We start from the raw sequence: 20808 nt of genomic DNA on the forward strand, positions 1-20808 counted from the left end.
GAACATGCCTGCTGTTTTGTTTTTCAACGGAGTGACCGTGGCCCACGAGCAACCCTTGGCCCCCGCCGACCTTACCCCTCCTGCCCAGTTGCCCTGGTTTCGCCGCCTGGCCGCCCGCTTGCTGGGGCGTGGCCTGACCCGCCTGCAAGCCCAGCACCGCGACTCGTGGTTCCTCGGCCACGCCACAGGCCAGCGCACTGGCCATGCCGATGGTGTGCGTGAGGGGTTCGAGCGTGGTCGCGTGGAGGGCTATGAAGCGGGGCGCCAGGTGCTGGTGATCCGCGATACGCGCCCCGACAGCGCCGCCGTGCCAGGCCAGGATGACAACTTGTTCGACGACTGGCGCCTGCCGTTGACGGCCGAGTTGAAGAAGCGCTTCAAGGCCGATGTCGCCCAGCGCCTGCCCGCCGAAGCCCAGCCCAGCGCCGCGCAATGGAAGCTGATCTTCAGTGACACCCCGTCTACCTGCGTGGTGGCAGGCGCCGGGGCAGGCAAGTCCACGTCGCTGGTGCTGCGCATCCTGTTGCTGCGTCATTACCTGGGTTACGAGCTGGATGCGATGACCGTGGTCACCTTCACCCGCGAATCGCGCAAGGACTTCATCAAGCGCCTGCTGCAGGTGTTCGCCCTGTGGCAGATCAACCTGCAGCCTGTGCAGGCCCGCGAGCTGGTGCGCACGTTCCATTCGCGCATTCTGCCGCTGGTGCGCAGCCTGCCAGGCTTCGGCCAGGTACGTGCATTTGAAACACTGGGCCACGAGATGCCTGCAGGGCGTGAGGCCGAGGCCGACAGCAACCCGTTCGACCTGCGCCTGAACGATGCCCAGCGCCAGCAACTGAACCAGTGCTACAGCAGCTTGCTGGGCGAGAGCCCGCGTTTTGCCGAGCTGGTCGGCCAGTTGCGCAGCGAAGCCTTGCAACTGAAACCGCTGGACCCGAACAACCCCGATGTGCAGAAGCGCGTTCAGGTGACCCAATTGGCCGCCCAGCGCGACGAAGAACTGTGCGACGTGATCGAGGACCTGTGGTTTGCCGCCGGCGTCTGGCCGATCAAGGGCATCGAGCCCTGCCGCGAAACGGTCGATATCCGTGGCAGCCGCTTCCATGTGCATGGCCGCCTGGAAGGCCAGGGGCCGTTGGTGGTGCTGGGCTTCGACCCCGCACAAAGCGCGCAGTACCAGCGCCCCGGCGCCAAGCTGACCGTGCGTGCCGAGTGGGCGGTCAAGCGCACACTGTTGCAGGCGTTCTGCGACAGGCCGCTGATCTGGCTCGACAACTACGCGATGGCCAGGCGCCTGGCGGCATCGTTGGCGGGCGATGCCGTGGCCGGGCCTGGCTTCGAGTACAAGGTCAAGGGCGAACTGGCCCCGGCGCCGCTGCTGGATGCGTTCGTCAGTGCGGCCAATTTCATCGAAAACCTTGGGTTGGAGGTGAACAAAGCGGTGGCGGCGATGAGCTTTCCGTCCGGCGATAGCGATGCACTGTTCTTCGAGGCCCTGGCGCTGTACTGGAAAGCCCTGGAAGCGCACCTGCTTGACCAGTCGCCGCCGGTGATGAGCTACAACCGCATGTTCGCCCTGTTTGGCGAGAACAACCCGGAAAACCTGCACTTGCTGCCCGATCCGTTGCTGCGGCCGCTGGCGCACCTGATGATCGACGAGTTCCAGGACGTGTCGCCGCAGATCGTCAGCTGGTTGCGTGCCAGCCTCGCCGAAATACGGCGCCGCGGCCCGGCCATGCACACCGGGCGCCATGCCCAGCATTCGTCGTTGCTGTGCGTGGGGGACGACTGGCAATCGATCTACGGCTGGCGTGGCAGCTCGCCCAAGTATTTCATGGAGTTCACCAAGGCGTTCCCGTCGCCGGCCAACACGCGGGTGATGCTGGTCGACAACTACCGATGCCAGCAACAGGTGATCGATGCGGCCGAGCACCTGGTCAAGGGCACCCCGGCGATTGCCGGCAAGAAAGCCCGCGCCAGTGGCCCGGCGGCTGAGTTGCCCGGCTCGCCGGTCAAGGTGTTCGACCGTGACGAGGCTGCACTGGGCGAAACGCTTGTCGAGCACTATCAGCGGGGTGAGACGGTCATGATGCTGTACCGCAAGGGCAGTGACCGGGCCTTGATGAACGAGCACCTGCAAAGCGTGCTGCACGCCGAGGCGGCGCTACCGGCCGAACAGCGCCGGCTGCGCCAGCTGACCTATCACAGTGCCAAGGGTTTGCAGGCCGATGCGGTGTTCATGCTGGGTGACTGCCAGTACCTGACCAGCTCACCCTACAAGAACCAGGTATACCGCCAGGCCGGGCTGGGCAAGGCAGGTGATGCCCAGCCGTTCGACTCGGCACAGAAGGAAGAAGTGCAGCGCTTGGCCTACGTGGCGGTGACCCGTGCAGTGCAGCACTGCTATTGGCACGTGGAGACCGCCAGCGGTGACGCCGCAGCGGCCCCACGGGCGTCCAGCCAGGTGGACGGCAAGCAGGCCTTCTTCGAAGACCTGCGCGGGCAGTGAGTGGGGTTCAGCGGCCGATTGTTTGCGTCTGGCGGGTGAGGCTGATCAGCAGACCGGTTTCAACCTGCTGCTGCTCGGCAGTCAGCGCGTCCACGCCCTGGCGATACTGCTGCTCGTTGAGCACGACGCGCCGCAGCCTGCCCTCAGCATCCACCGGGCTTTCGGGCATGACCCTGGCCAAGGCTCGTCGCACAGAGCTGTCCAGTGATGTCACTGGGTCGGCGGTTTCATCCAGGCAGTAATAGAGGTAGTCAAGGCCTGGCCGCCAGAAGTCGGTGATCAGGCTGAACTGTGCCGCATGCTCTCGTTTCAAGTACTCGACCCAGCCAGGCTGCTGGGTCAACCATTGCTCTCGAGCGATGGCATCCTTGTCCAGGGAACGGACCGCAGCTTTCACCATTTCGATGATTGTGTCGTTGATTCTGGCCGTATTGCGGTACAGCATGCCTCGGCTCGGCTCAGGGTAGTCCAGCGCGCTGGCCAACGACTGGCGCAAGGCCAAACGTACCTCGACATCGTCCACCAGCCCCGTTTGAAGTTCGCTGTCTGGAAAGGCTGAGGGGTCGTCCAGCTCATCGTAGGGGGGGAGGTTTTCATCGAAAGCCCCGTCGAGCAGCGCCTGTTTGCGCAAGGACCTTCTCCAGCTGATGCGATCGGCCAGTTGATTGACCTGACTGCGTCGATACAACTTGCCATACAGGCTCAGTAGATCAGCGGGTCGACTACCGGCGACGGCTGCCGCTTCGTGGGCCAGCACTTCTATCTCCAAGGCACTGAACGCGTCGGCACCTGCGTCGCCACAGGTTGGCGGGAAGTCGCCGGCCACGGTGGCGAGGCGTTCACGCAGCGCGGTGTCGCGGGCCGCGTCATCCAACAGCTTCCAGACGCGTGCCCTGAGGGCCTCGCCATCACGCTGCGCTTCTGCCGATTGGGCAAGACGTTCGAGTACGCCCAGCAGCGCTGCGTTTTCACCTTGGTCGAACAGGTCGCTCCACAGTTGCTCCTCGGCACTGCTCGCCTCGCCACGGAAAATGCCCTGCCACAGTGGCACGTCTTCTGCGTGCTCGAATACGTTCACGCCGCTGCTGCCCAGGCGTGCTCGTGTCTGGGCTTCCAGGGTGTTGTAGTTGAACAGCCAGCGGCGCTCCGGCAAGTGCGCGGCGACATCGCGGGCAAACGGGGTACGCAGCACACCAGGCAGGTCTGGCAGGGTACGAATGCGGTTGGACGACAGGTTCAGGTAGCGCAGTTGGTACTGGGGCTGGCTCATCAGGACGGTCAGGCTGTCGGGCCACTGCTGCAGTTCGCAACGCTCAAGCTCCAGGTGGACAAGACGGGCCATGAAGCGCAGGTCGGGCGCCAGTTGCAGTGGGTTGCCTGACAGGTGCAGTACAGTGGGGTGGATCATGTCCTGGAACTGGGCGGCAAGGCTTTCGTCAAGTGTGATCTGATTGTGGCCCAGGCCGAGGACATCCAGGGGCAAGCGCGTCAGGAAGCCTAAACTGTTGGTGTCAAGTTGCAGCCGGTTGCGGCTGAGCCAGAGTAGCCGCAGGCCGGGCATTGCCCCGATGACCTGTTGGGCGGTGGGTGAAAGGGTGGTCAAGCCATTGTCTGTCAGGCCCAGCTCGCGTAGCCGTGGTGCCGACCTGAGCGCCTCGAACAATGTTTCGGCATCGATGTCCGGGTTGCCGATGATTTCCAGGGTTTCCAGGTTAGGGAAGTTCGCCAGGAAGCTGACCTCCAGGCGCCGCATCTGTAACCCCTCGAGCCTGAGATTGCGGATATGCGGCATGGGTGCAGTGAAAGCGGGTAGCGCTTCGAGCTGCATGCGGTCCAGTACCAGCGTATTGGCGTGCGCGCCGCCTTCACGGCGGGAAGCACTCATCAGTCGCTCGGTGCATTGCTGGCGATCAAAGCGCTCTTCAAGGGTGCGGGCGGTGCTTACCCAGCGGTTGAGATCCCGGTTGAGGGTACGCTGCTCGACCTCCAGCCGGTTGATGGCGCTACCCAGGTCGCCTCCTCGAGCCAGTTCGGCTTGTAGTCCACTGATTTGCTCGCTGCTGAGTTCGGGGTAGAGCGCCCGGAGTCGACGTGCAGCCGGCAAGGCTCGTCCTTGCAGGCCACGGCCGCTCAGGGGATAGCCCAGCTGGCCGTTGGCCAACCGCAAAGGGGAGCGGAACCTGGGGTTGATGGGTCGCTGGCCGATCAGTGAGGCGCAGTGCTGGCGATCGTCAAGGGCAAGTTGCAGCAACCGGGCCGGGTCAGCCTGCGGGTGCGCGGCTTGCAGCGCCTGTTTGATGCGTAGACTGTCGTCGTTGGCCAGGCTAGGCCTGAACAGGCCGAGGAGGGCGCGGTCAAGCCGCGCTCGAGCTTGCAGAAGGCGCGCTTCCTCGGCAATGCGAAGCGGCACCCGGCCGTTGGTCAGGCGTTCCCGCTCGGCGTTGCTGATATTGCCAAGCAATGCTTCAAGCGCGCTGTCCGGCAGCCCGGGAAACTGCCGGGCGAGGGTTTGTGCAGGTGCTGGGCGTGTGGGACGGTGCCTTTGTTGCAGGCTCTCGAACAGCGCCTCGCGATGCTGTTCCAGGTGTTGCGCAAGCTTGTTGTTCAGTGCGGACGATCGGTGCTCGGTTGGTGTGTCACCGAGCAAATGCCTGATGGCTTGTTCATCCATCTGATCCAGCACGGTCTGGCTCAATTGGCCATTGTCCAGGTCGGTACGGGTAATTTCGATTTCTGTCTGGCCCAGTGTGTGAGGGGGACCGTAGCGCACAGATTCGCCCCAGGGTTCTGGCCCCTGGTAAACCTTCAGCACGCATCCCTCGGGCCACCCCGGCAGGCGCAGCAACTCAGGCAAGGCAAAGTTCTTGTACGCAGCCAGCGGCAACCCATGGCGCACGCAGTTGATGATCTGTTGTGTCTGATTGTCCAGTTGCAACCGATGCAGCGTGTCGATCAACAAAGCGGGTGGACGCAGGCCCGCTGCCTGGGTGCGGCGCAGCACGTCTGGATCGGTACCGGTACTGCGCATGGCATGGTCCAGTTCGCTGTCGTCCAGGCCTGCGCTATGGCTGCCGAGGCGGCGCGCGAGCTGTTCGCGGTCCCATTCCAGAGGCTGTTCATGGGCCAGTTGCCAGCGGGCGTTACCATGATGCAGCAAGCGTGGGGCATAGGCCTGCGCGTCATCGGGGTGGCGCACGCGCCATTGCTGATCAGTGCCCTGAAACACCTCGTACAGGGTCCCATCCAGCTTCAGGTAGGTCTTCCCATCGACGTGTACATGGCCGAGCAAATCGGGTTGAGCCCCCTCAGGAATAGCCGCCGTGCTCGCATAGGGTTTCATGTCGGGGTGCCAGAGCACCTCCTTGTCTTCATGCCATACACTTTTCAGTGCATCGACAAAGCCAGACGCCTGGACGATCCTGGTGCCCACTGCAAAGCCGGCGATCACGCCCGCGTTGATGGCCAGCGATTCCAACTGCGCCAGTGCCTGCCGAGTATCACCTTCTTCCCAGGCCTCGAACCCGGTGAAAACAGAGCTCATCAGGTCGTAAGCAAAAACGCCTAGCATGACCGTGTTCAAACCCGGCACGAAAAACGCGGCGACATTCAGCACGTTCATCCCCAGGTCGAACCAGTATTTCAGACGCTCGTTGCGGGCGTTGGCGTCGACTTCGGCGGTAGGCACAGCGATGGTTTTTGCGTCGGCCTTCATGCGCGCAAGGTGTGCGTTGTACAAGGACGTCCAAGGGTCGGTCCTGATGGGCGAGAGCGTGAAAGGGATCACAGGCATGATGCGGGGTTTGCGTATGCCCGCTTCATCCTCTTCGAACAGCGCGATTTCCAGCTTTACGGCGAGTTCTTTTTGCCTGTCCTTGTAGGCTAAATGCACCAAAGCGCGGCGAAACTCGCTTTGCAATAGCCGGCTGCGCAGGTGCCTGCCCGCTTCCTGACGAGAAGCGAACTCCCTGACCGGGTGCTCGCTGTCGCCAGGGACATACACAATGCAGGGGTTCTTGCGGTAAGGGTTGTCTGGCCCGATGAACAGTATTTCGTGGACGGGGATATCGAACAGGTTGAAGTGCCAGCAATGCAACGCCTCGTTTTCATAGGTGGGGTGAGGCTTGCCGTCGCACAGTTGCCCAAGCGCATTGAGCCCGGCCTCGCTCAGCAGGCCTTTGAGCTTGGCGATCAATGCCTGGACCCTCAAGGCCTCACGGTTCGCTGCAATCGACAAGCGCTGGATTTCAGCGCGATTGGCGCCTTCATGGGTCGCAAGCAAATGGTCTTGATAGCGTTTGCCAAGGTCCAATGCCCGACAATGTCTCACGAAGTCCGCCATCGTCAGGCCTGCCAGGGGCGTGTCGCTGCCAGCGGCGTCGGTGAGCCTGCTGTAGGGACCGACTTCGTCCAGCCCCTCGAAGTTGTGCAGGGCAGCCTCCAGCAAACTGCGTGTTTGCGGCTGGCCGACGGGGCGGGTGGCCAGCACGTCCGCTTCCACGTCCGGGACCAAAGGCGTTTCCACATCGGGAACGCCAACCCAGATGTTGGCCTCTGACTCAAAGGGCTGGAACACATACTGCGCCCTGTCTACAGGCACATTCAGCTTCAACCGCTCGGTCAACAGAGGGCCGCAGAACGCGATGATGTCCTTGAACTCGCCCAGCGCCTGTTTGACGAGCGTCAGCCGTTTGTTACGGGTTTGCAACGCGTTGTGCAACTGCTCACGCATTGGCCCATCGGCAGTGGCATACCACGAGTAAGGGGTGCCATCTTCATCGAGGTACTCCTTGTACAGGCTCTGCACCACTTTGCGCGTATGCGTGGGTTGGAGCGCCTTGCTCCATTTCGGTAACGATCGGGTTATCTGGCTTTGATGCAACGGTGTCGGGGTTATCATGGTCACCATCTCTTTTGTGGGGGAGACAGTCCACGCTGATCAAGGCGCCGGGGTGCGGTAGATAGTTGTTGGCAGCGGTCGGTCCTGCGTATGCGCGGGTCGGTGGGGGGCTGGCAGCGAGGGAGCATCTGCGAGAGGGTGAGGCAGGTCATGGTGCAGGCTTCAGCCAAGGAGAATTGCAATGCGTTCGCTGTGCAGTCCGAAAGACCACCTGCTAGACCTCGATGGCGTTGAAATAGCGGTTCGCACCTGGGGGGCAGAAGACGGTATTCCCATATTGGCCTTGCATGGCTGGCTGGATAACGCTGCCTCGTTCGAGCGCCTGGCACCGATGCTGGACGGCTGCTTCGTGGTGGCCCCCGACCTGATCGGTCATGGCCGTTCTGGGCATCGTCGCCACGACAGCGGCTATTACCTGTGGGAGCATGCCGAAGACATGCTGGCGGTGACCGACAGCCTGGGCCTGGCGCAATTTCATGTGCTGGCCCATGGGATGGGCACCGGTATAGCGTCGCTGCTGGCGGCCATGACCAGTGGCATTGCCAGCATGACCTTCCTCGACGGCATGGGGGCACCGTTCACGGTGGCCGAGGATGACCGCGTGCAGCACCTGGCGCGGGCCTACCGGCTCAAGCGCATGGTACAGCGTAGCCAGTTGCCGGGTTTTGCCGAGCCGGATGTTGGTCGCTTCGACGACCTGGACACCGCCCTGGCGCAACGCCGCGAGCGGCTGGACACCGAACTGTCGGAAGGTGCCGCTCGGCTGCTGGCGCTGCGCGACCTGCTGCAGCTGGACGATGGCTATTGCTGGCGCCACGACCCGCGGCTGGTATTGCCCGAACCCATGCCCCTGACCGAGCGCGAAGCCTGCGACCTGCTCAGTCAGATCCGCTGCCCGTTGTACCTGCTGTTCGGCCGCCAGGGGGCCTTCACCGGCGAGGCCTTTACCCGGCGTCAGGCCGCCTTGCCCAGCCAGGCGAAAGTCTCCTGGCACCCAGGCGGGCACCACTTCCACCTGGATGCGCCGGACCGGGCGCTGGTCGACCAGTTGCTGCGTATCCTGACGCGCCATGAAGGGGGTGTTCTGCAACGCTTGGTGAACGAGTAGCTGATTCTGGTCACGCCGCGTGAACCTGCGCTATGGTGGCGAACGTATTCGCAAACACGCCACAGGGAGCCCGGCATGCGGCCTTTCACCATCAAGCACATCGACCACCTTGTGCTGCGGGTCAGCGACCTGCCGCGCAGTGTTGCCTTTTACACTGAGCTGCTCGGCTGCACCGTCAGCCGCGTGCGCGAAGACTTGGGCATGGTGCACCTGGCCACGGGCACGGCGATGATCGACCTGGTAACCCTGGATGGCCCGCTAGGGCAGCCAGGCGGAGCTGCACCGGGCGTGGAAGGGCGCAACCTGCACCATTTCTGCTTGCGCATCGAGCCGTTTGACGAGGCCGCGTTGACGGCCTATCTGGAAGCCGCCGGGGTAAAGGTGGAGCCTGCCGAGAAGCGTTATGGTGCCGAAGGCGAGGGGCTTTCGCTTTACTGCTACGACCCGGACGGTAATCAGGTCGAGTTGAAGGGGCCGGTAATGCCTGGCGGTTGAAACCGCCCCCGCCAAAATCGTCAGCCAACCCGATATCGCCCAGCACCCGGTGCTGCCGTGTAGTCCAGGCCGTCTTCTTGTGTAGGGCCTGGCGGGTGGATATCCAGGCAATCCCGATTATGCTTCATTTACCTTGCTGCGATCCGAGGCGGGCCGCCTCGTCGTGCTTCGCGCAAACAAAGCAAGCTCAAGGGCCTGGGTGCGACGGTGAAGTGGTTGTGAGGTGCTCCGGCCTGCATGACAACATGACGGAGGCAACCCATGGCGGTTCTCGATAGCGCATCCACGGGCAGCAGCGCGCCCCAACGCGGCATCACCAAGGAGGAGCGCAAGGTCATCTTCGCCTCGTCCCTGGGCACGGTGTTCGAATGGTACGACTTCTACCTGTACGGCTCACTCGCGGCGATTATCGCCAGGCACTTCTTCGCTGGCGTCAATGAAACCACCTCGTTCATCTTTGCCTTGCTGGCCTTTGCCGCCGGCTTTGCCGTCCGACCGTTCGGCGCCATCGTGTTCGGTCGCCTGGGCGACATGATCGGGCGCAAGTACACCTTTCTCATCACCATTGTCATCATGGGCTTGTCCACCGCAGTGGTGGGGCTGCTACCGGGCTACGCCACGATTGGCGTGGCCGCGCCGATCATCCTGATCACCCTGCGCTTGCTGCAGGGGCTGGCGCTGGGCGGTGAGTACGGCGGCGCGGCCACCTACGTGGCCGAGCATGCGCCCAAGGGCCGACGCGGCTTTTTCACCGCCTGGATCCAGACGACTGCCACCCTGGGGCTGTTCCTGTCGCTGCTGGTGATCATGGCCTGTCGCACGGCCATGGGGACGGAAGCGTTCGAGGCCTGGGGCTGGCGGATACCGTTCCTGCTGTCGATTCTGCTGCTGGCGATTTCGGTGTACATCCGTCTGCAGTTGAACGAGTCGCCGGTATTCATGAAGATGAAGGCCGAGGGCAAGGCATCCAAGGCGCCCCTGACCGAATCGTTCGCCCGTTGGGACAACCTCAAGGTGGTGATCATGTCGCTGCTCGGCGGCACCGCCGGCCAGGCCGTGGTGTGGTACACCGGGCAGTTCTACGCGTTGTTCTTCCTGTTGCAGACGCTCAAGATCGAGCCGCAGACCGCCAACCTGCTGATTGCCGGTTCACTGTTGATCGGCACACCATTCTTCATTTTCTTTGGCAGCCTGTCCGACCGGATTGGCCGCAAGAAGATCATCATGGCCGGCTGCATCATCGCTGCACTGACCTACTTCCCGATCTTCAAGGCGCTGACCGAGTACGGCAACCCGGATGTATTCGTTGCCCAGGAGCAGAACCCGGTGGTGGTGGTGGCCGACCCGGGCCAATGTGCATTCCAGTTCGACCCGGTGGGCAAGGCCAAATTCACCAGTTCCTGCGACATTGCCAAGAGCCTGCTGGCCAAGCGCGCCATCCCGTATACCAATGAAGCGGCGGAGCCCGGCAGCGTGGCACAGATCCGCATTGGCGAACGGGTATTGCCGAGCTTTGATGGCAGCAGCCTGGCGGCGGCGGACTTCAAGGTGCAAAGCGAAGCGTTTACCGCAACCCTGAGTGGTGCATTGAAAGAGGCGGGCTACCCGGAAAAGGCCGACCCGGCGAAGATCCACTACCCGATGGTGCTGTTGCTGCTGACCATTCTGGTGATCTACGTAACCATGGTCTACGGGCCGATTGCCGCCTGGCTGGTGGAGCTGTTCCCGGCGCGCATCCGCTACACCTCGATGTCGCTGCCTTACCACATCGGGAATGGCTGGTTCGGCGGCTTCCTGCCGACCGTGGCGTTTGCCATGGTGGCAGCGACCGGGGATATCTATTACGGCTTGTGGTACCCGATCGTGATTGCCGTGATGACGGCGGTGTTGGGGATCTTCTTCCTGCCGGAGACCAAGGATCGGGATATCACTCACACCTGAATGTCGAGTTTGCCTGTGCTGGCCCCTTCGCTGCAGGAGCGGGTTCACCCGCGAAAGGATCAGCACAGGCCTCGAACGCTGTGTAGGAGCGGGTTCACCCGCGAAGAGGCCGGCACAGGCCTCGAATGCTGTGTAGGAGCGGGCTTGCCCGCGAAAGTGGCCGGCACAGGCCTCGAATGGTGTGTAGGAGCGGGCTTGCCCGCGAAGAGGCCGGCACAGGCGATCAATCAGTCGAAGTAGCCACGAAGCCCGAATGCATACCCGGTATCCACAGCTGTCGCCTCACCCCGGCTCCAGCGCTTCTTCAGCACGAACTCGAATGCCGGCTCGTACAACCCGTCGCGCACCAGCGCCCCCGCCAGCACCTCCACGTCGTACCAGCCATTGTCCAGTTCGATGATCGGCCGCCCTGGCACCTGGTAACGCGCCATCAGGTCACCCAGGGTCTTGGGCGTGAAGTGCTGCAGGATGCGCCAGGTGTACAGCATCAGCGTACCGTGCTCGACCCGCAGTACATAGCCATTGCGGCGGTGCTTCAGGCGGCTGCCGGCCTCGCGCAGGGCCGGTGTGTGGTTATCGAGGGTGAACAGGATGCGGTAGGGCAGGTTGTCGACACCGGCCAGCGGCAGCACGATGCCTTCGCGCACCGCCTGGTCGCCGCTGTCACCGTGGGTGAACGCACCGGCCAGGTCGTCGGGCAATTGATGGTCTTGCTTGAAGCGCTCGAGCAACTGGATATCGCCGAGCAGAAAGTAGTCGACCAGGTCGTTGAGCACTTCGCTGAATTCGTGGCGCATTTGTTTTCCTTGTGGGTGCGCATTGGCGAAAGGGCAACCGGCTAGTGCTTCTGGGCAATCTGGATCAGGTTGCCGCACGTGTCATCGAACACTGCCACGGTAACCGGCCCCATTGGGGTGGGTGGCCGGATGAACTGCACACCGGCTGCACATAGCCGGGTGTATTCGGCCTGGATGTCACGCACGCCGAACGAGGTGGCGGGGATGCCATCCTGCTTGAGCGCGGCCTTGTACACCTTGGCCGCCGGGTGCGCGTCGGGTTCCAGCAGCAGTTCGACGCCATTGGGGTCGTTGGGCGAAGTCAGGGTCAACCAGCGGTGCCGGCCCATGGGGATGTCGTGCCTGGGCTCGAAACCGAGTACGTAGTGGTAGAAAGCCAGGGCCTTGGCCTGGTCGTCGACGAGGATGCTGGTGACCACGATCTTCATAAGCACACACCGTTTACCTGGGGCCGATGACTATCAGTAAAGACGTTCGGGCGTTTTTGACCAGTGGTTGCAGTGCCACGGGGGCCCGTTCCAGGTGCAAGTATGGTGCGGCGCCGGTTTGCGCAGGCCTGTGAGACGAGTAACTGGCAGACCCTACAAAAAACCTGTTCAAGGCATAGGTAAATCCTTCAGCGCTCAGCGCCCGCAGAGCGGCAGCCAAGGGTAAAGTGTGAGGCATGATCCCAGCCTGCCAAGACCCGCGTCAGAGAGGTACCCTGTGGCTGCCTATACCTTGCGACAACTGAAGTACTTCGTCACCACCGTGGAAGCAGGCAGTGTGGCCGAAGCGTCACGCCAGCTGTACATCGCCCAGCCGTCCATCTCCACGGCCATCAAGAGCCTGGAGGAAAGTTTCGGTGTGCAGCTGTTCATCCGCCACCACGCCCAGGGCGTGTCATTGACGCCCAGCGGCAAACGCTTCTACGCCAAGACCAAGTCGCTGCTGCAGATGGCCCATGAGTTCGAACAGAACGCCCTGGCCGACAACGATACCGTCGCCGGGCAAATCGACATTGGCTGTTTCGAAACCGTGGCGCCACTCTACCTGCCGCGCCTGATCGCCGGCTTTCGCCAGCGCTACCCGGGTGTGGACATTCGCCTGCGCGACGGTGAACAGCAGGACCTGATCCAGGGCCTGACCGCCGGAACATTCGACCTGGCATTTCTCTATGACCACGACCTGGATGGCACCATCGAGGCCGAGCCACTGATGCCGCCGCAGAAGCCCTATGTGCTGCTACCCGAGAACCACCGCTTTGCCGGCCAGGCCCAGGTCTCGCTGCGCGACCTGTGCCCGGAGCCGATGATCCTGCTGGACGTGGCCCCTAGCCGCACCTACTTCGTCAGCTTGTTCAACGAGATGGGCCTGGCACCGAATATCGTCTTCAGTTCGCCGTCGATCGAGATGGTGCGCGGCATGGTCGGTCAGGGTTTCGGTTTTTCGTTGCTGGTAACCCGTCCGCACTCGGAATACACCTATGACGGCCAGCGCCTGGCAATGCTCGACATTGCCGAGCCGGTGGCGCTGTCGGGGCTGGCTGCGGCGTGGTTGAAGCGAGTCCAGCTGACCAAGCCGGCGCAGTTGTTCGTGGAGTTTTGCCGGGAAGAGCTGGCGAAGTTCTGAACTGAGCACGCCATGCTACCCCGGCAGGAGGCGCATGGCGTGGCATTGCTCAGGGGCTGACCTGATAGCCGCGCCCCTGCAGGCAACCGCTGTAGGCACTGGCATGGGCCTGGGTTTTGGCCTCGTCCTGGCCGCGCCGGTCCTGGCGCCGGTCCTGACGCTGGCGCATGCCACCGACCGCGGCCCCGGCGGCGGCCACTTCGCCGGCACGGTTCTGCCGGTATTGCTGCTTGGCATCGTCACCCACCCGGTCATACAACGCGTCATGCTGGTTGCCGCGCACCTGCGCGCCTACAGCACCGGCGGCGGCACCCGCAGCTGCACCGCGAACCCGGCCACCGACATGTGGGTCGCTGGACGTCGCTGTGCCGTTTGCGGCATTGGTGGCGACGGTATTGCAATCGTTGATATCCAGTTGCATCTGCTGGCTGCTCTGGCCCTTGAGCGGCACCACCGACTGCGCCTGGGCGGCCGATGCTGCGCACAGCAGCATCAACAGGTAACTCCACGTGAACGTACGCATGGCACACCTCCACCGGGCGGAAAGCCCGTCTCACAGGATAGTTCGCCTTTGATGTCGTGATGGAAGTTTTGCCCAGATGGTCTACACCGGATATCAGACGCCGTTCCGATTAGCCTCTTGGCCTGATCCAAGGCTACCTGTGGGCAAACCATGAGCCAGACGCAAGATCTGATCATCTGCGAGTATTGCGACACGGTGTACCACCGTGCACCGCTGCTCAAACATCAACGTGCCCTTTGCCCGTGCTGTGGCGGCGTGCTGTACCGACACAGGTCACTGACCATCGAGCAGCGGCTGGCACTGAGTGTGACAGGCGGCGTCCTGCTGGTGTTCGCCAACTATTACCCGGTGATGACCATCGGCATGCAGGGGCTGACCCACTCGGCCACCTTGTGGGACGCCGTGCAGATCCTCAGTCACGGCAGTATCACCTTCATCGCTCTGGTCATGGCGCTGTCGATCATTTTTGCACCGCTGCTGCAAATTGCCCTGTTGTGCTGGGTGTTGGGTTTTGCCCTTGCCGGCCAGCGTGCCCCCGGCTTTGCCCTGTGCATGCGTGGCCTGGAAAGCCTGCGGCCCTGGAGCATGCTGGAGGTGTGTCTGCTGGGGGCAATGGTGGCGGTGATCAAGCTGGCGGGGCTGCTCGATGTGATCCCCGGTATCGGCCTGCTGGCCCTGGCCGCACTGAGCATGTTGATCATCCACATTGCTGGCAAGGACATCCGCGACTTGTGGGAACAGGTATGACTGCCCCGGTCAAGGCGCACGACCTTGGCTTGTGTCTGTGCCATGGCTGTGGCCAGGCATGCGACACGCGCAGTGGCGCGCACACCTGCAACCGTTGCGGCGCCGTCATTCACCGGCGCAAGGCCAATGCCATCAGCCGTGGCTGGGCGTTTCTGCTGGCCGCCCTGATTTTCTACATCCCCGCCAACCTGCTGCCGGTGATGCACACCGAAATGCTCGGCAGTGGTACAGAAAGCACCATTGGCGGTGGCGTGCTGGAGTTCTGGGAAGCCGGGGCCTGGGACATCGCGCTGATCATTTTCATTGCCAGCGTGGGGGTGCCCGCCATCAAGTTCTTTTCCCTTGGCCTGCTGCTGTTCACTGCCCAGCGTGGTTCTTCCTGGGCCTGCCGGCAGCGTTCGCAGTTGTACCGCTTCGTCGAGCTGATCGGCTATTGGTCCATGCTCGATGTAATGGTAGTGGCGTTGGTGGCTGCGCTGGTGCAACTGCGCGGGCTGGGCACCATCGAGCCGCGTGTGGGCATTCTGTTCTTTGGCATGGTGGTAGTGCTGACCATGTTCTCTGCGATGAGCTTTGATCCACGCTTGATCTGGGATAGCCGTGCCAACGAGGGGAGGCCGCATTGATGGGGCAACAGACTGACAAGCGCGAGGGCCCTGGGCAGGTTGAAGTGCGCACCCGACGTTGGAGTGTGTCGCTGGTATGGATCGTGCCGATCCTGGCGATCCTCATCGGCGCTTCGCTGGTGGTGCGCAACTGGATGCAGCAAGGGCCGGTGATTACCATTTCTTTCCACAGCGGGGAGGGATTGGTGGCGCACAAGACCCAGGTAAAATACCGCAGCGTGGTGATTGGCGAAGTGACCACGGTGGACTTGGCCGACGACAAGAAGAGCGTGGTGGCCAAGGTTCAGCTCTCCAACGATGCCCGTTCATTCGCTACCCGGGGAGCGCGCTTCTGGGTGGTGCGACCGCGCATCGGCGTGGGCGGGGTTTCCGGGGTGGACACGCTGCTTTCGGGCAGTTTCATCGGGGCTGATTCCGGCGAGTCGAAGGTGCCGGAAAAGTCCTTTGTCGGGCTGGAGCTGCCACCGCCGATCACCTATGACGAAAAGGGCAAGCGCTTTGTTCTTGTCGCCAGCGACCTCGGCTCGCTGGATATCGGTTCTTCGATCTACTACCGCAAGATCCCGGTGGGCGAAGTGGTGTCCTTTGCCCTCCAGGGCGATGGCAAGGGGGTAGAGATTGGCGTGTTCGTGCAGGCGCCCTACGACACGTTCGTCACTGCTGACACGCGCTTCTGGAATGCCAGTGGCATCGACATGCAGATCGGTGCCAATGGCCTGAAGGTCGATACCGAATCGCTGTCGTCGATTCTGGTGGGCGGGCTGGCCTTCGGCTCGCCCGATTTCGCCGCGCAAGCCGAGCCTGCTGCCGACCAGGCCCGCTTCCAGCTATTCGCGGACCGCGACATGGCGCTGTCGCCTCCGCATGGCCAGGCGCAGTACCTGCAGTTGCGCTTCGACCAGGCCATGCGTGGCCTGTCAGTGGGCGCGCCCGTGGAATTCAAGGGGGTGGAGTTTGGCCGGGTCACCTCGATCCAGCTCGATTACGATGCTACGCGGCAGAGCTTCCCGGTTGTGGTCGATGCGGTGATCTACCCGCAGCGGCTAGGGCCGGTGCACCGCAAGATGCTGGCGGTGTTCAAGCACACCGAGGGTGATATGGAAGGGGCGCGGAAACTGATTGGCACGTTTGTCGAACATGGGCTGCGGGCCCAGGCGCGTAGCGGCAACCTGATCACCGGGCAGATGTTCATTTCGCTGGACTTCTACCCGGATGCCCCCAAGGTGACCTTCGACATGGCTGCCAACCCCATCATGATCCCGACGCTGCCCGGCAGCCTTGAGCAGTTGCAGGAACAGCTGCAGCGGGTGATGGAGCGCATTGCCAAGCTGCCGCTGGAAAGCATCGCCGGTAACCTGGACGGTAGCTTGCGTGAGCTGCGCGCCAGCCTCAGGCAGTTCAATGGCCAGACGCTGCCGGAGGTGAAGGTGGCGCTGGACGAGGTGCACAAGACCCTGCGCACGGCCAACTCGGCCATTTCCGAAGATTCGCCGCAGCGCGAGCGAATGGGCGAAACACTGGACGAGCTGGAGCGCATGTCGCGTTCGCTACGTGACCTTGCCGACTACCTGGGCCGCCACCCCGAGTCGCTGATTCGTGGCCGGCCGAAAGCGGCCGGGCCCGCAGACCTTGAACCCTGAGGAGACAGCCGATGCAACGACTGCGCAATGTATGTGTGGCCAGCCTGCTGGTGTGGCTCGGGGGCTGCAGCAGTACGCCGAACAACTACCACACGTTGGTACCGAGCGAACCGGTACGTGACAGCGGCCAGCGCATCCAGGTGGTCAGGGTGGCTGTGCCGCCCCAGGTCGACCGCCCACAGTTGGTGGTGCGGCAAGGGCAGAGCGGCCTGGCCATCCTGGAGACGGAGTGGTGGGGCGCCAACCTGGTGGATGAATTCCGCAGCGCCCTGCAGGACCTGTTGGGCGGCCCGGCGGGCGGTGGCAAGGCGTCGCTGCGGGTGGATGTGCAGCGCTTCGACACGGTACCGGGGCGCTATGCCTCGCTGGAGGCGGTGTGGCGCCTGAAGCAGCAAGGGCAGGCCGAGCTGACCTGCCGTACGTCTGTGCAGACTGCCGCGGACAACAGCATCACCAGCCTGGTGAATGCACACCAGGCCAACCTGCGCAAGTTGGCCGAGGCGGTGCGGGGGAGTGCCCTGCAGGGTAGCTGCCGGGCATGAACCGGCCTTATTACTGCCGGGTGCTGGCTGTTTCCTGTGCCCCGTCGGCCTTGTCCTGCGGCAGCTGATCGAACTCGCGCAAGCCATCCTTGCGGTACGGGTCGCCGATCCAGCGTGGTGCTACCACGAACTGTGGGCTCACCAGGCTCTTGGCCGGTTCATAGCGGTCGTAGCTCAATCCGGCCAGGTCTGACAGGGTATGGATCAGATGCGAACTGCTGTAGGGGCGGTTGGCCATCGCCTGCAAGTCACGCGGGTGTTCGGCCTGCCAGCTAGGCGAGGTCCACAGCAGGAACGGGATGGTGTACATCGGCCGGGTCGGTGCGCCTTCATTGCGCCCCAGGCGGTCGTGGTCACCGGAGCTGTACACGTCTTCACCATGATCGGACAGGTACATCAGGAACCCGTTGGGGTTGCCTGCCGCATAACGCTTGATCAGGGTCGACACCACATAGTCGTTGTAGCGCACCGCGTTGTCATAGAAGTTGTAGGTTTCTACCTGGTCCGCCGTCAGCTTGGCTGGCACACCTTGCTTGTCGTCGAAGTGCGCATAGTCGTCCGGGTAGCGGTAGCGGTAGTCCATGTGCGTGCCCAGCAGGTGCACGATGATGAACTTGTTGGGCGCAGGGTCTTGCAGGGCTTTGTCGAACGGTGCCAGCACCACGTCATCGTACTGGCGGGCATTCTGGTTGCGCTGGTTGTTCAGGTACACCGGCGCGTCTGTTTGCTGCGAGAAGGTGGTGAGCATGGTGTTGCGCTTGGTCAAGGTCTGCTGGTTGGTGATCCAGAAGGTCTTGTAGCCTGCCTGTTTCAGCAGGTTGATCAGCGACGGGTCGGTGAGGAAGCGGTCAGGGTTCTGCTCGTCGCCGAACGTGAGGATCTGCTGCATCACTTCGATGGTGTACGGGCGCGGCGATACCACGTCGCGGAACACGGTCAGGCCCTTGTCGCTGGCGGCCAGCGCGTCGAGGTTGGGCGTGGTATCGCGGTTATAGCCATACAGGTGCATGTGCTCGCGGGTGGTGGACTCGCCGAGCACCAATACCAAGGTGCGTGGCGCTGTACCACTGCTGTCTCGCAGGTTTTGCAGCGGTGGCAGTGCGGCATTCTGGGCCAGCAGTTTCTGCATGTTGTCCAGTTGCTGGCGGTACTGTCGGTAGCCGACCAGCAACTGCCAAGGGACGGCCGGCTCCATTCGCTGCTGCACTTTTTCGAGCGCATCGGCGAAGTTGCGCTCCTGGGTGACCATCTGCTTGTAGAACGGCATGACCAGGTTGGCCACCAGCAATAGCACGACCACCGGCAGGCGGCTGCGCAGCGGCAGGCTGACCGGGCGCACGCGTCGCCACAGCATTACCGCGACCAGCGTGTACAGCACCAGTGCCAGGCCCAGCCCCACGCTGAAGTATTGGCTGAAGTACTCACCAGCCTCGGCGGTGTTGGACTCGAACATCACAAAGATGACGCTTTGTGAAAACTCCTGGCGATAGATGCCGAAGTAGCTCAGGCCCACCAGCGATGCAGCCCACAGCACCAGACCAATGATTGCCGTGGTGGCGCGGGTGAAGCGCGGCAGCAACAGGACGGGCGCCAGCCACAGGCTGCTGAGGAACAGTGCATCGCGAAAACCGGCGAAGCCGGTCGTCCCGCTGAACAGCAGCAGCGCCTGGGTTACACCGGAGAAATACCAGAAGAACAGCAAGAGCCAGCCGAGGCCGGCCCAGTCCACGCGCTTGTGCGCGGCGGGTGATGTAGTGTGTGACACGTATGCCTCGTCGTACCTTGGCGGCCAGCGGTTGTGCCCGTGGCCGGAAAGGGCGTGACGCTAATCTGCGGACTGTGAAAATAACGTCAACGCGTTGAATTCTGTGACCTGCATGGCCGTAGCAGGCATTAGCTGGGCCGTTCACCGCGTTTTCCCCTGGCCGCCGAGGTATGATGGCGGCAGCGAAAACGTCCTGAAAGGCCCCGTAGACCATGAACCGTCGTAAGAAGATCAAGCAGCTATTGCAGGCGCATGCCAAAAAGGCCAGTGCCAAACTGGCGCCACGCAAGCCCAAGTACATCTGCAAGGCGGACCGCTTGAAGATGGAGGCAGAGGCGGCGGGCGAGGCTTCCCACCTGGCCGACTGACACCGCCCCTACACCGATCGCACGGGCTTCAACGGCGGTAGTAATGATGCGCGTCATGATGACGCTGGCGCATGGCGCGCTCATGGCGGCGCTCCCAATCACGGCGCCGTTCCCAGTCGCGCCGCCGCTCCCAGTCCCGACGGGCTTGTTCACGCCGCCACTGTTCGCGGCGCCAGTCGCTTCGATGGTCGTGCCAGCGATCGTCATCATGCGCCAGGAGGGTGGCCGGCTGGTCAACGGCCACGCTGGCCACGCTCGACCAAGGGTTGCCGGCTGGCTTTAACGGTGACTGGACAGCCGGTGAAACCGGTTCGGCGGCTTTCATTTGCGTTGCCGATGCCGTGCCCACCGCCGCGAGCGAGAACAGGCCGAGCAGCACCAACCTTGCGACATGTATTTTCATGAGCGTAGCCAACCTCTGATAACGAATGAGCCATCTGGCCAGCAGGTGTGGGGCGAACCTTGTCTCGCGTTCCGCTACCTTTCTGTGCCTCACACATAGACAGGGAATCAGGAAAAAGTTCGCTACAGCAACAACTTGAAGAACTTTGCCGGGGTGGTTGGCGCTGTGCAGTATCCGCCGTGAGTGCCCCACTGGTCAGTCAAAGGCCTGCAAACACCTCACGCAAATGCCGCCGGTAACTGTCGAACGCAGCAATCGCACCTTTCACCACCTCTGCTTCTTCCTGCTCCCCCAGCACCAGGCTGTCCAGCCTGGCAACAAATGCGCGCCAATGCAGCGCTCGGCCATCCGGGTGAGGGGCCAGGTGGCGGGCGCCCTTGTCACCCTCCAGCCCAAGACGTTGCGTGTGCTTGTAGAGAAACGCCGCCCCCAGGTTCGAGCCTTCACTGCAATACAGCCATCCCAAGGCCTGGGCCGAGCTGACACAGACCGGTTGGGTGGACGTTGGCAGCGGCAGGCCCAGGTCGCGCAGGTCGGCCTCGACCGCCGTGAAACGTGACAGCGCCGCCAACCCCGGCAGTTGCAGGTTGAGCTGTTCATCCTGATACAACGTCAGCAGGCTGCCATGAAAACGGTGCTGCACCTGCAGGAAGCGACCATATCGCTCGCGGTTCTCGAAAGGCCGCGCTGCCATTACCAGTTGATCGACGCTGTCATGATCCCTGCTGCTGGCCGCCTTCAGGCGTTTGCAGCGGCTGGGTTCGGTGAAGGGAAAAGTTACAGCGGTCATCGGCGTATCCGTGGCAATAGAGCAAGGCTCCCATGATGCTTGCCAT

At 62.8% G+C, this 20808-nt stretch carries 17 protein-coding genes; 10 read left to right on the forward strand and 7 right to left on the reverse strand.

What is annotated here, in order from left to right; genetic code table 11:
• Window positions 1–4: 4 nt before the first annotated feature.
• Window positions 5–2509, forward strand: a complete 2505-nt coding sequence (locus ACF8Q6_RS25505; RefSeq protein WP_392490665.1) for a UvrD-helicase domain-containing protein — start codon at window positions 5–7, stop codon at window positions 2507–2509.
• A 7-nt stretch (window positions 2510–2516) separates the two neighbouring features.
• Here ACF8Q6_RS25505 and ACF8Q6_RS25510 read toward each other — a convergent pair whose 3' ends face one another.
• On the reverse strand, window positions 2517–7406 hold the full coding sequence (locus ACF8Q6_RS25510; protein WP_392499672.1) for an NEL-type E3 ubiquitin ligase domain-containing protein: 4890 nt from the start codon (window positions 7404–7406) through the stop codon (window positions 2517–2519).
• Between the two features lie 181 nt (window positions 7407–7587).
• Here ACF8Q6_RS25510 and ACF8Q6_RS25515 point away from each other — a divergent pair, with 181 nt between their 5' ends.
• The 3 genes from ACF8Q6_RS25515 (at window position 7588) to ACF8Q6_RS25525 (ending at window position 10950) form a co-directional block, all read left to right on the forward strand.
• Window positions 7588–8514: an alpha/beta fold hydrolase gene (locus ACF8Q6_RS25515; RefSeq protein WP_003250808.1), complete on the forward strand. Its 927-nt coding sequence runs from the start codon at window positions 7588–7590 to the stop codon at window positions 8512–8514.
• A 75-nt stretch (window positions 8515–8589) separates the two neighbouring features.
• The gene (locus ACF8Q6_RS25520; protein WP_012052822.1) at window positions 8590–9009 is read left to right on the forward strand and encodes a VOC family protein; all 420 of its coding nucleotides are present in this window, start codon (window positions 8590–8592) and stop codon (window positions 9007–9009) included.
• Window positions 9010–9270: 261 nt separating this feature from the next.
• A complete protein-coding gene (locus ACF8Q6_RS25525) occupies window positions 9271–10950 on the forward strand; it encodes an MFS transporter (RefSeq protein WP_012052821.1) in 1680 nt (559 codons plus the stop codon).
• 227 nt (window positions 10951–11177) lie between these two features.
• On the opposite strand, the gene ACF8Q6_RS25530 is transcribed toward ACF8Q6_RS25525, so the two are convergent.
• On the reverse strand, window positions 11178–11747 hold the full coding sequence (locus ACF8Q6_RS25530; protein WP_392494352.1) for a hypothetical protein: 570 nt from the start codon (window positions 11745–11747) through the stop codon (window positions 11178–11180).
• A gap of 41 nt (window positions 11748–11788) precedes the next feature.
• Window positions 11789–12175, reverse strand: a complete 387-nt coding sequence (locus ACF8Q6_RS25535) for a VOC family protein (RefSeq protein WP_003250815.1) — start codon at window positions 12173–12175, stop codon at window positions 11789–11791.
• A gap of 277 nt (window positions 12176–12452) precedes the next feature.
• Here ACF8Q6_RS25535 and ACF8Q6_RS25540 point away from each other — a divergent pair, with 277 nt between their 5' ends.
• Window positions 12453–13358 (forward strand): LysR family transcriptional regulator, encoded by a 906-nt coding sequence (locus tag ACF8Q6_RS25540; RefSeq protein WP_019751912.1) that lies wholly within the window; start codon window positions 12453–12455, stop codon window positions 13356–13358.
• Between the two features lie 49 nt (window positions 13359–13407).
• On the opposite strand, the gene ACF8Q6_RS25545 is transcribed toward ACF8Q6_RS25540, so the two are convergent.
• Complete coding sequence (locus tag ACF8Q6_RS25545; RefSeq protein WP_003250819.1) at window positions 13408–13881, reverse strand: YMGG-like glycine zipper-containing protein; 474 nt, start codon at window positions 13879–13881, stop codon at window positions 13408–13410.
• Between the two features lie 150 nt (window positions 13882–14031).
• Between ACF8Q6_RS25545 and ACF8Q6_RS25550 the strand changes: the two genes are divergently transcribed.
• The 4 genes from ACF8Q6_RS25550 to ACF8Q6_RS25565 are packed head-to-tail and all read left to right on the forward strand — an operon-like array spanning window position 14032 to window position 17436.
• Window positions 14032–14628: a paraquat-inducible protein A gene (locus ACF8Q6_RS25550; RefSeq protein ID WP_020190924.1), complete on the forward strand. Its 597-nt coding sequence runs from the start codon at window positions 14032–14034 to the stop codon at window positions 14626–14628.
• Entirely contained in the window at window positions 14625–15254 is a 630-nt protein-coding gene (locus ACF8Q6_RS25555) for a paraquat-inducible protein A (protein WP_180689788.1), read from the forward strand. The genes ACF8Q6_RS25550 and ACF8Q6_RS25555 overlap by 4 nt, the downstream gene beginning before the upstream one ends.
• Window positions 15254–16894: an intermembrane transport protein PqiB gene (locus tag ACF8Q6_RS25560; protein WP_392494355.1), complete on the forward strand. Its 1641-nt coding sequence runs from the start codon at window positions 15254–15256 to the stop codon at window positions 16892–16894. The genes ACF8Q6_RS25555 and ACF8Q6_RS25560 overlap by 1 nt, the downstream gene beginning before the upstream one ends.
• An 11-nt stretch (window positions 16895–16905) precedes the next feature.
• On the forward strand, window positions 16906–17436 hold the full coding sequence (locus ACF8Q6_RS25565) for a membrane integrity-associated transporter subunit PqiC (RefSeq protein WP_004575415.1): 531 nt from the start codon (window positions 16906–16908) through the stop codon (window positions 17434–17436).
• A 10-nt stretch (window positions 17437–17446) separates the two neighbouring features.
• Here the strand turns inward: ACF8Q6_RS25565 and ACF8Q6_RS25570 are convergent, their stop codons facing one another.
• Window positions 17447–19201, reverse strand: coding sequence for a phosphoethanolamine transferase CptA (locus ACF8Q6_RS25570; RefSeq protein WP_392494356.1), 1755 nt, complete (start codon window positions 19199–19201; stop codon window positions 17447–17449).
• 212 nt (window positions 19202–19413) lie between these two features.
• Between ACF8Q6_RS25570 and ACF8Q6_RS25575 the strand changes: the two genes are divergently transcribed.
• Complete coding sequence (locus ACF8Q6_RS25575) at window positions 19414–19569, forward strand: DUF2986 domain-containing protein (protein ID WP_392494357.1); 156 nt, start codon at window positions 19414–19416, stop codon at window positions 19567–19569.
• Window positions 19570–19597: 28 nt separating this feature from the next.
• On the opposite strand, the gene ACF8Q6_RS25580 is transcribed toward ACF8Q6_RS25575, so the two are convergent.
• The gene (locus ACF8Q6_RS25580) at window positions 19598–19972 is read right to left on the reverse strand and encodes a hypothetical protein (RefSeq protein ID WP_392494358.1); all 375 of its coding nucleotides are present in this window, start codon (window positions 19970–19972) and stop codon (window positions 19598–19600) included.
• Window positions 19973–20171: 199 nt separating this feature from the next.
• On the reverse strand, window positions 20172–20762 hold the full coding sequence (locus tag ACF8Q6_RS25585) for a biliverdin-producing heme oxygenase (RefSeq protein ID WP_392494359.1): 591 nt from the start codon (window positions 20760–20762) through the stop codon (window positions 20172–20174).
• Window positions 20763–20808 lie beyond the last annotated feature (46 nt).

This window comes from Pseudomonas sp. GLN_2, assembly GCF_043106005.1.
GTDB classification, from domain to species: Bacteria; Pseudomonadota; Gammaproteobacteria; order Pseudomonadales; family Pseudomonadaceae; genus Aquipseudomonas; species Aquipseudomonas alloputida.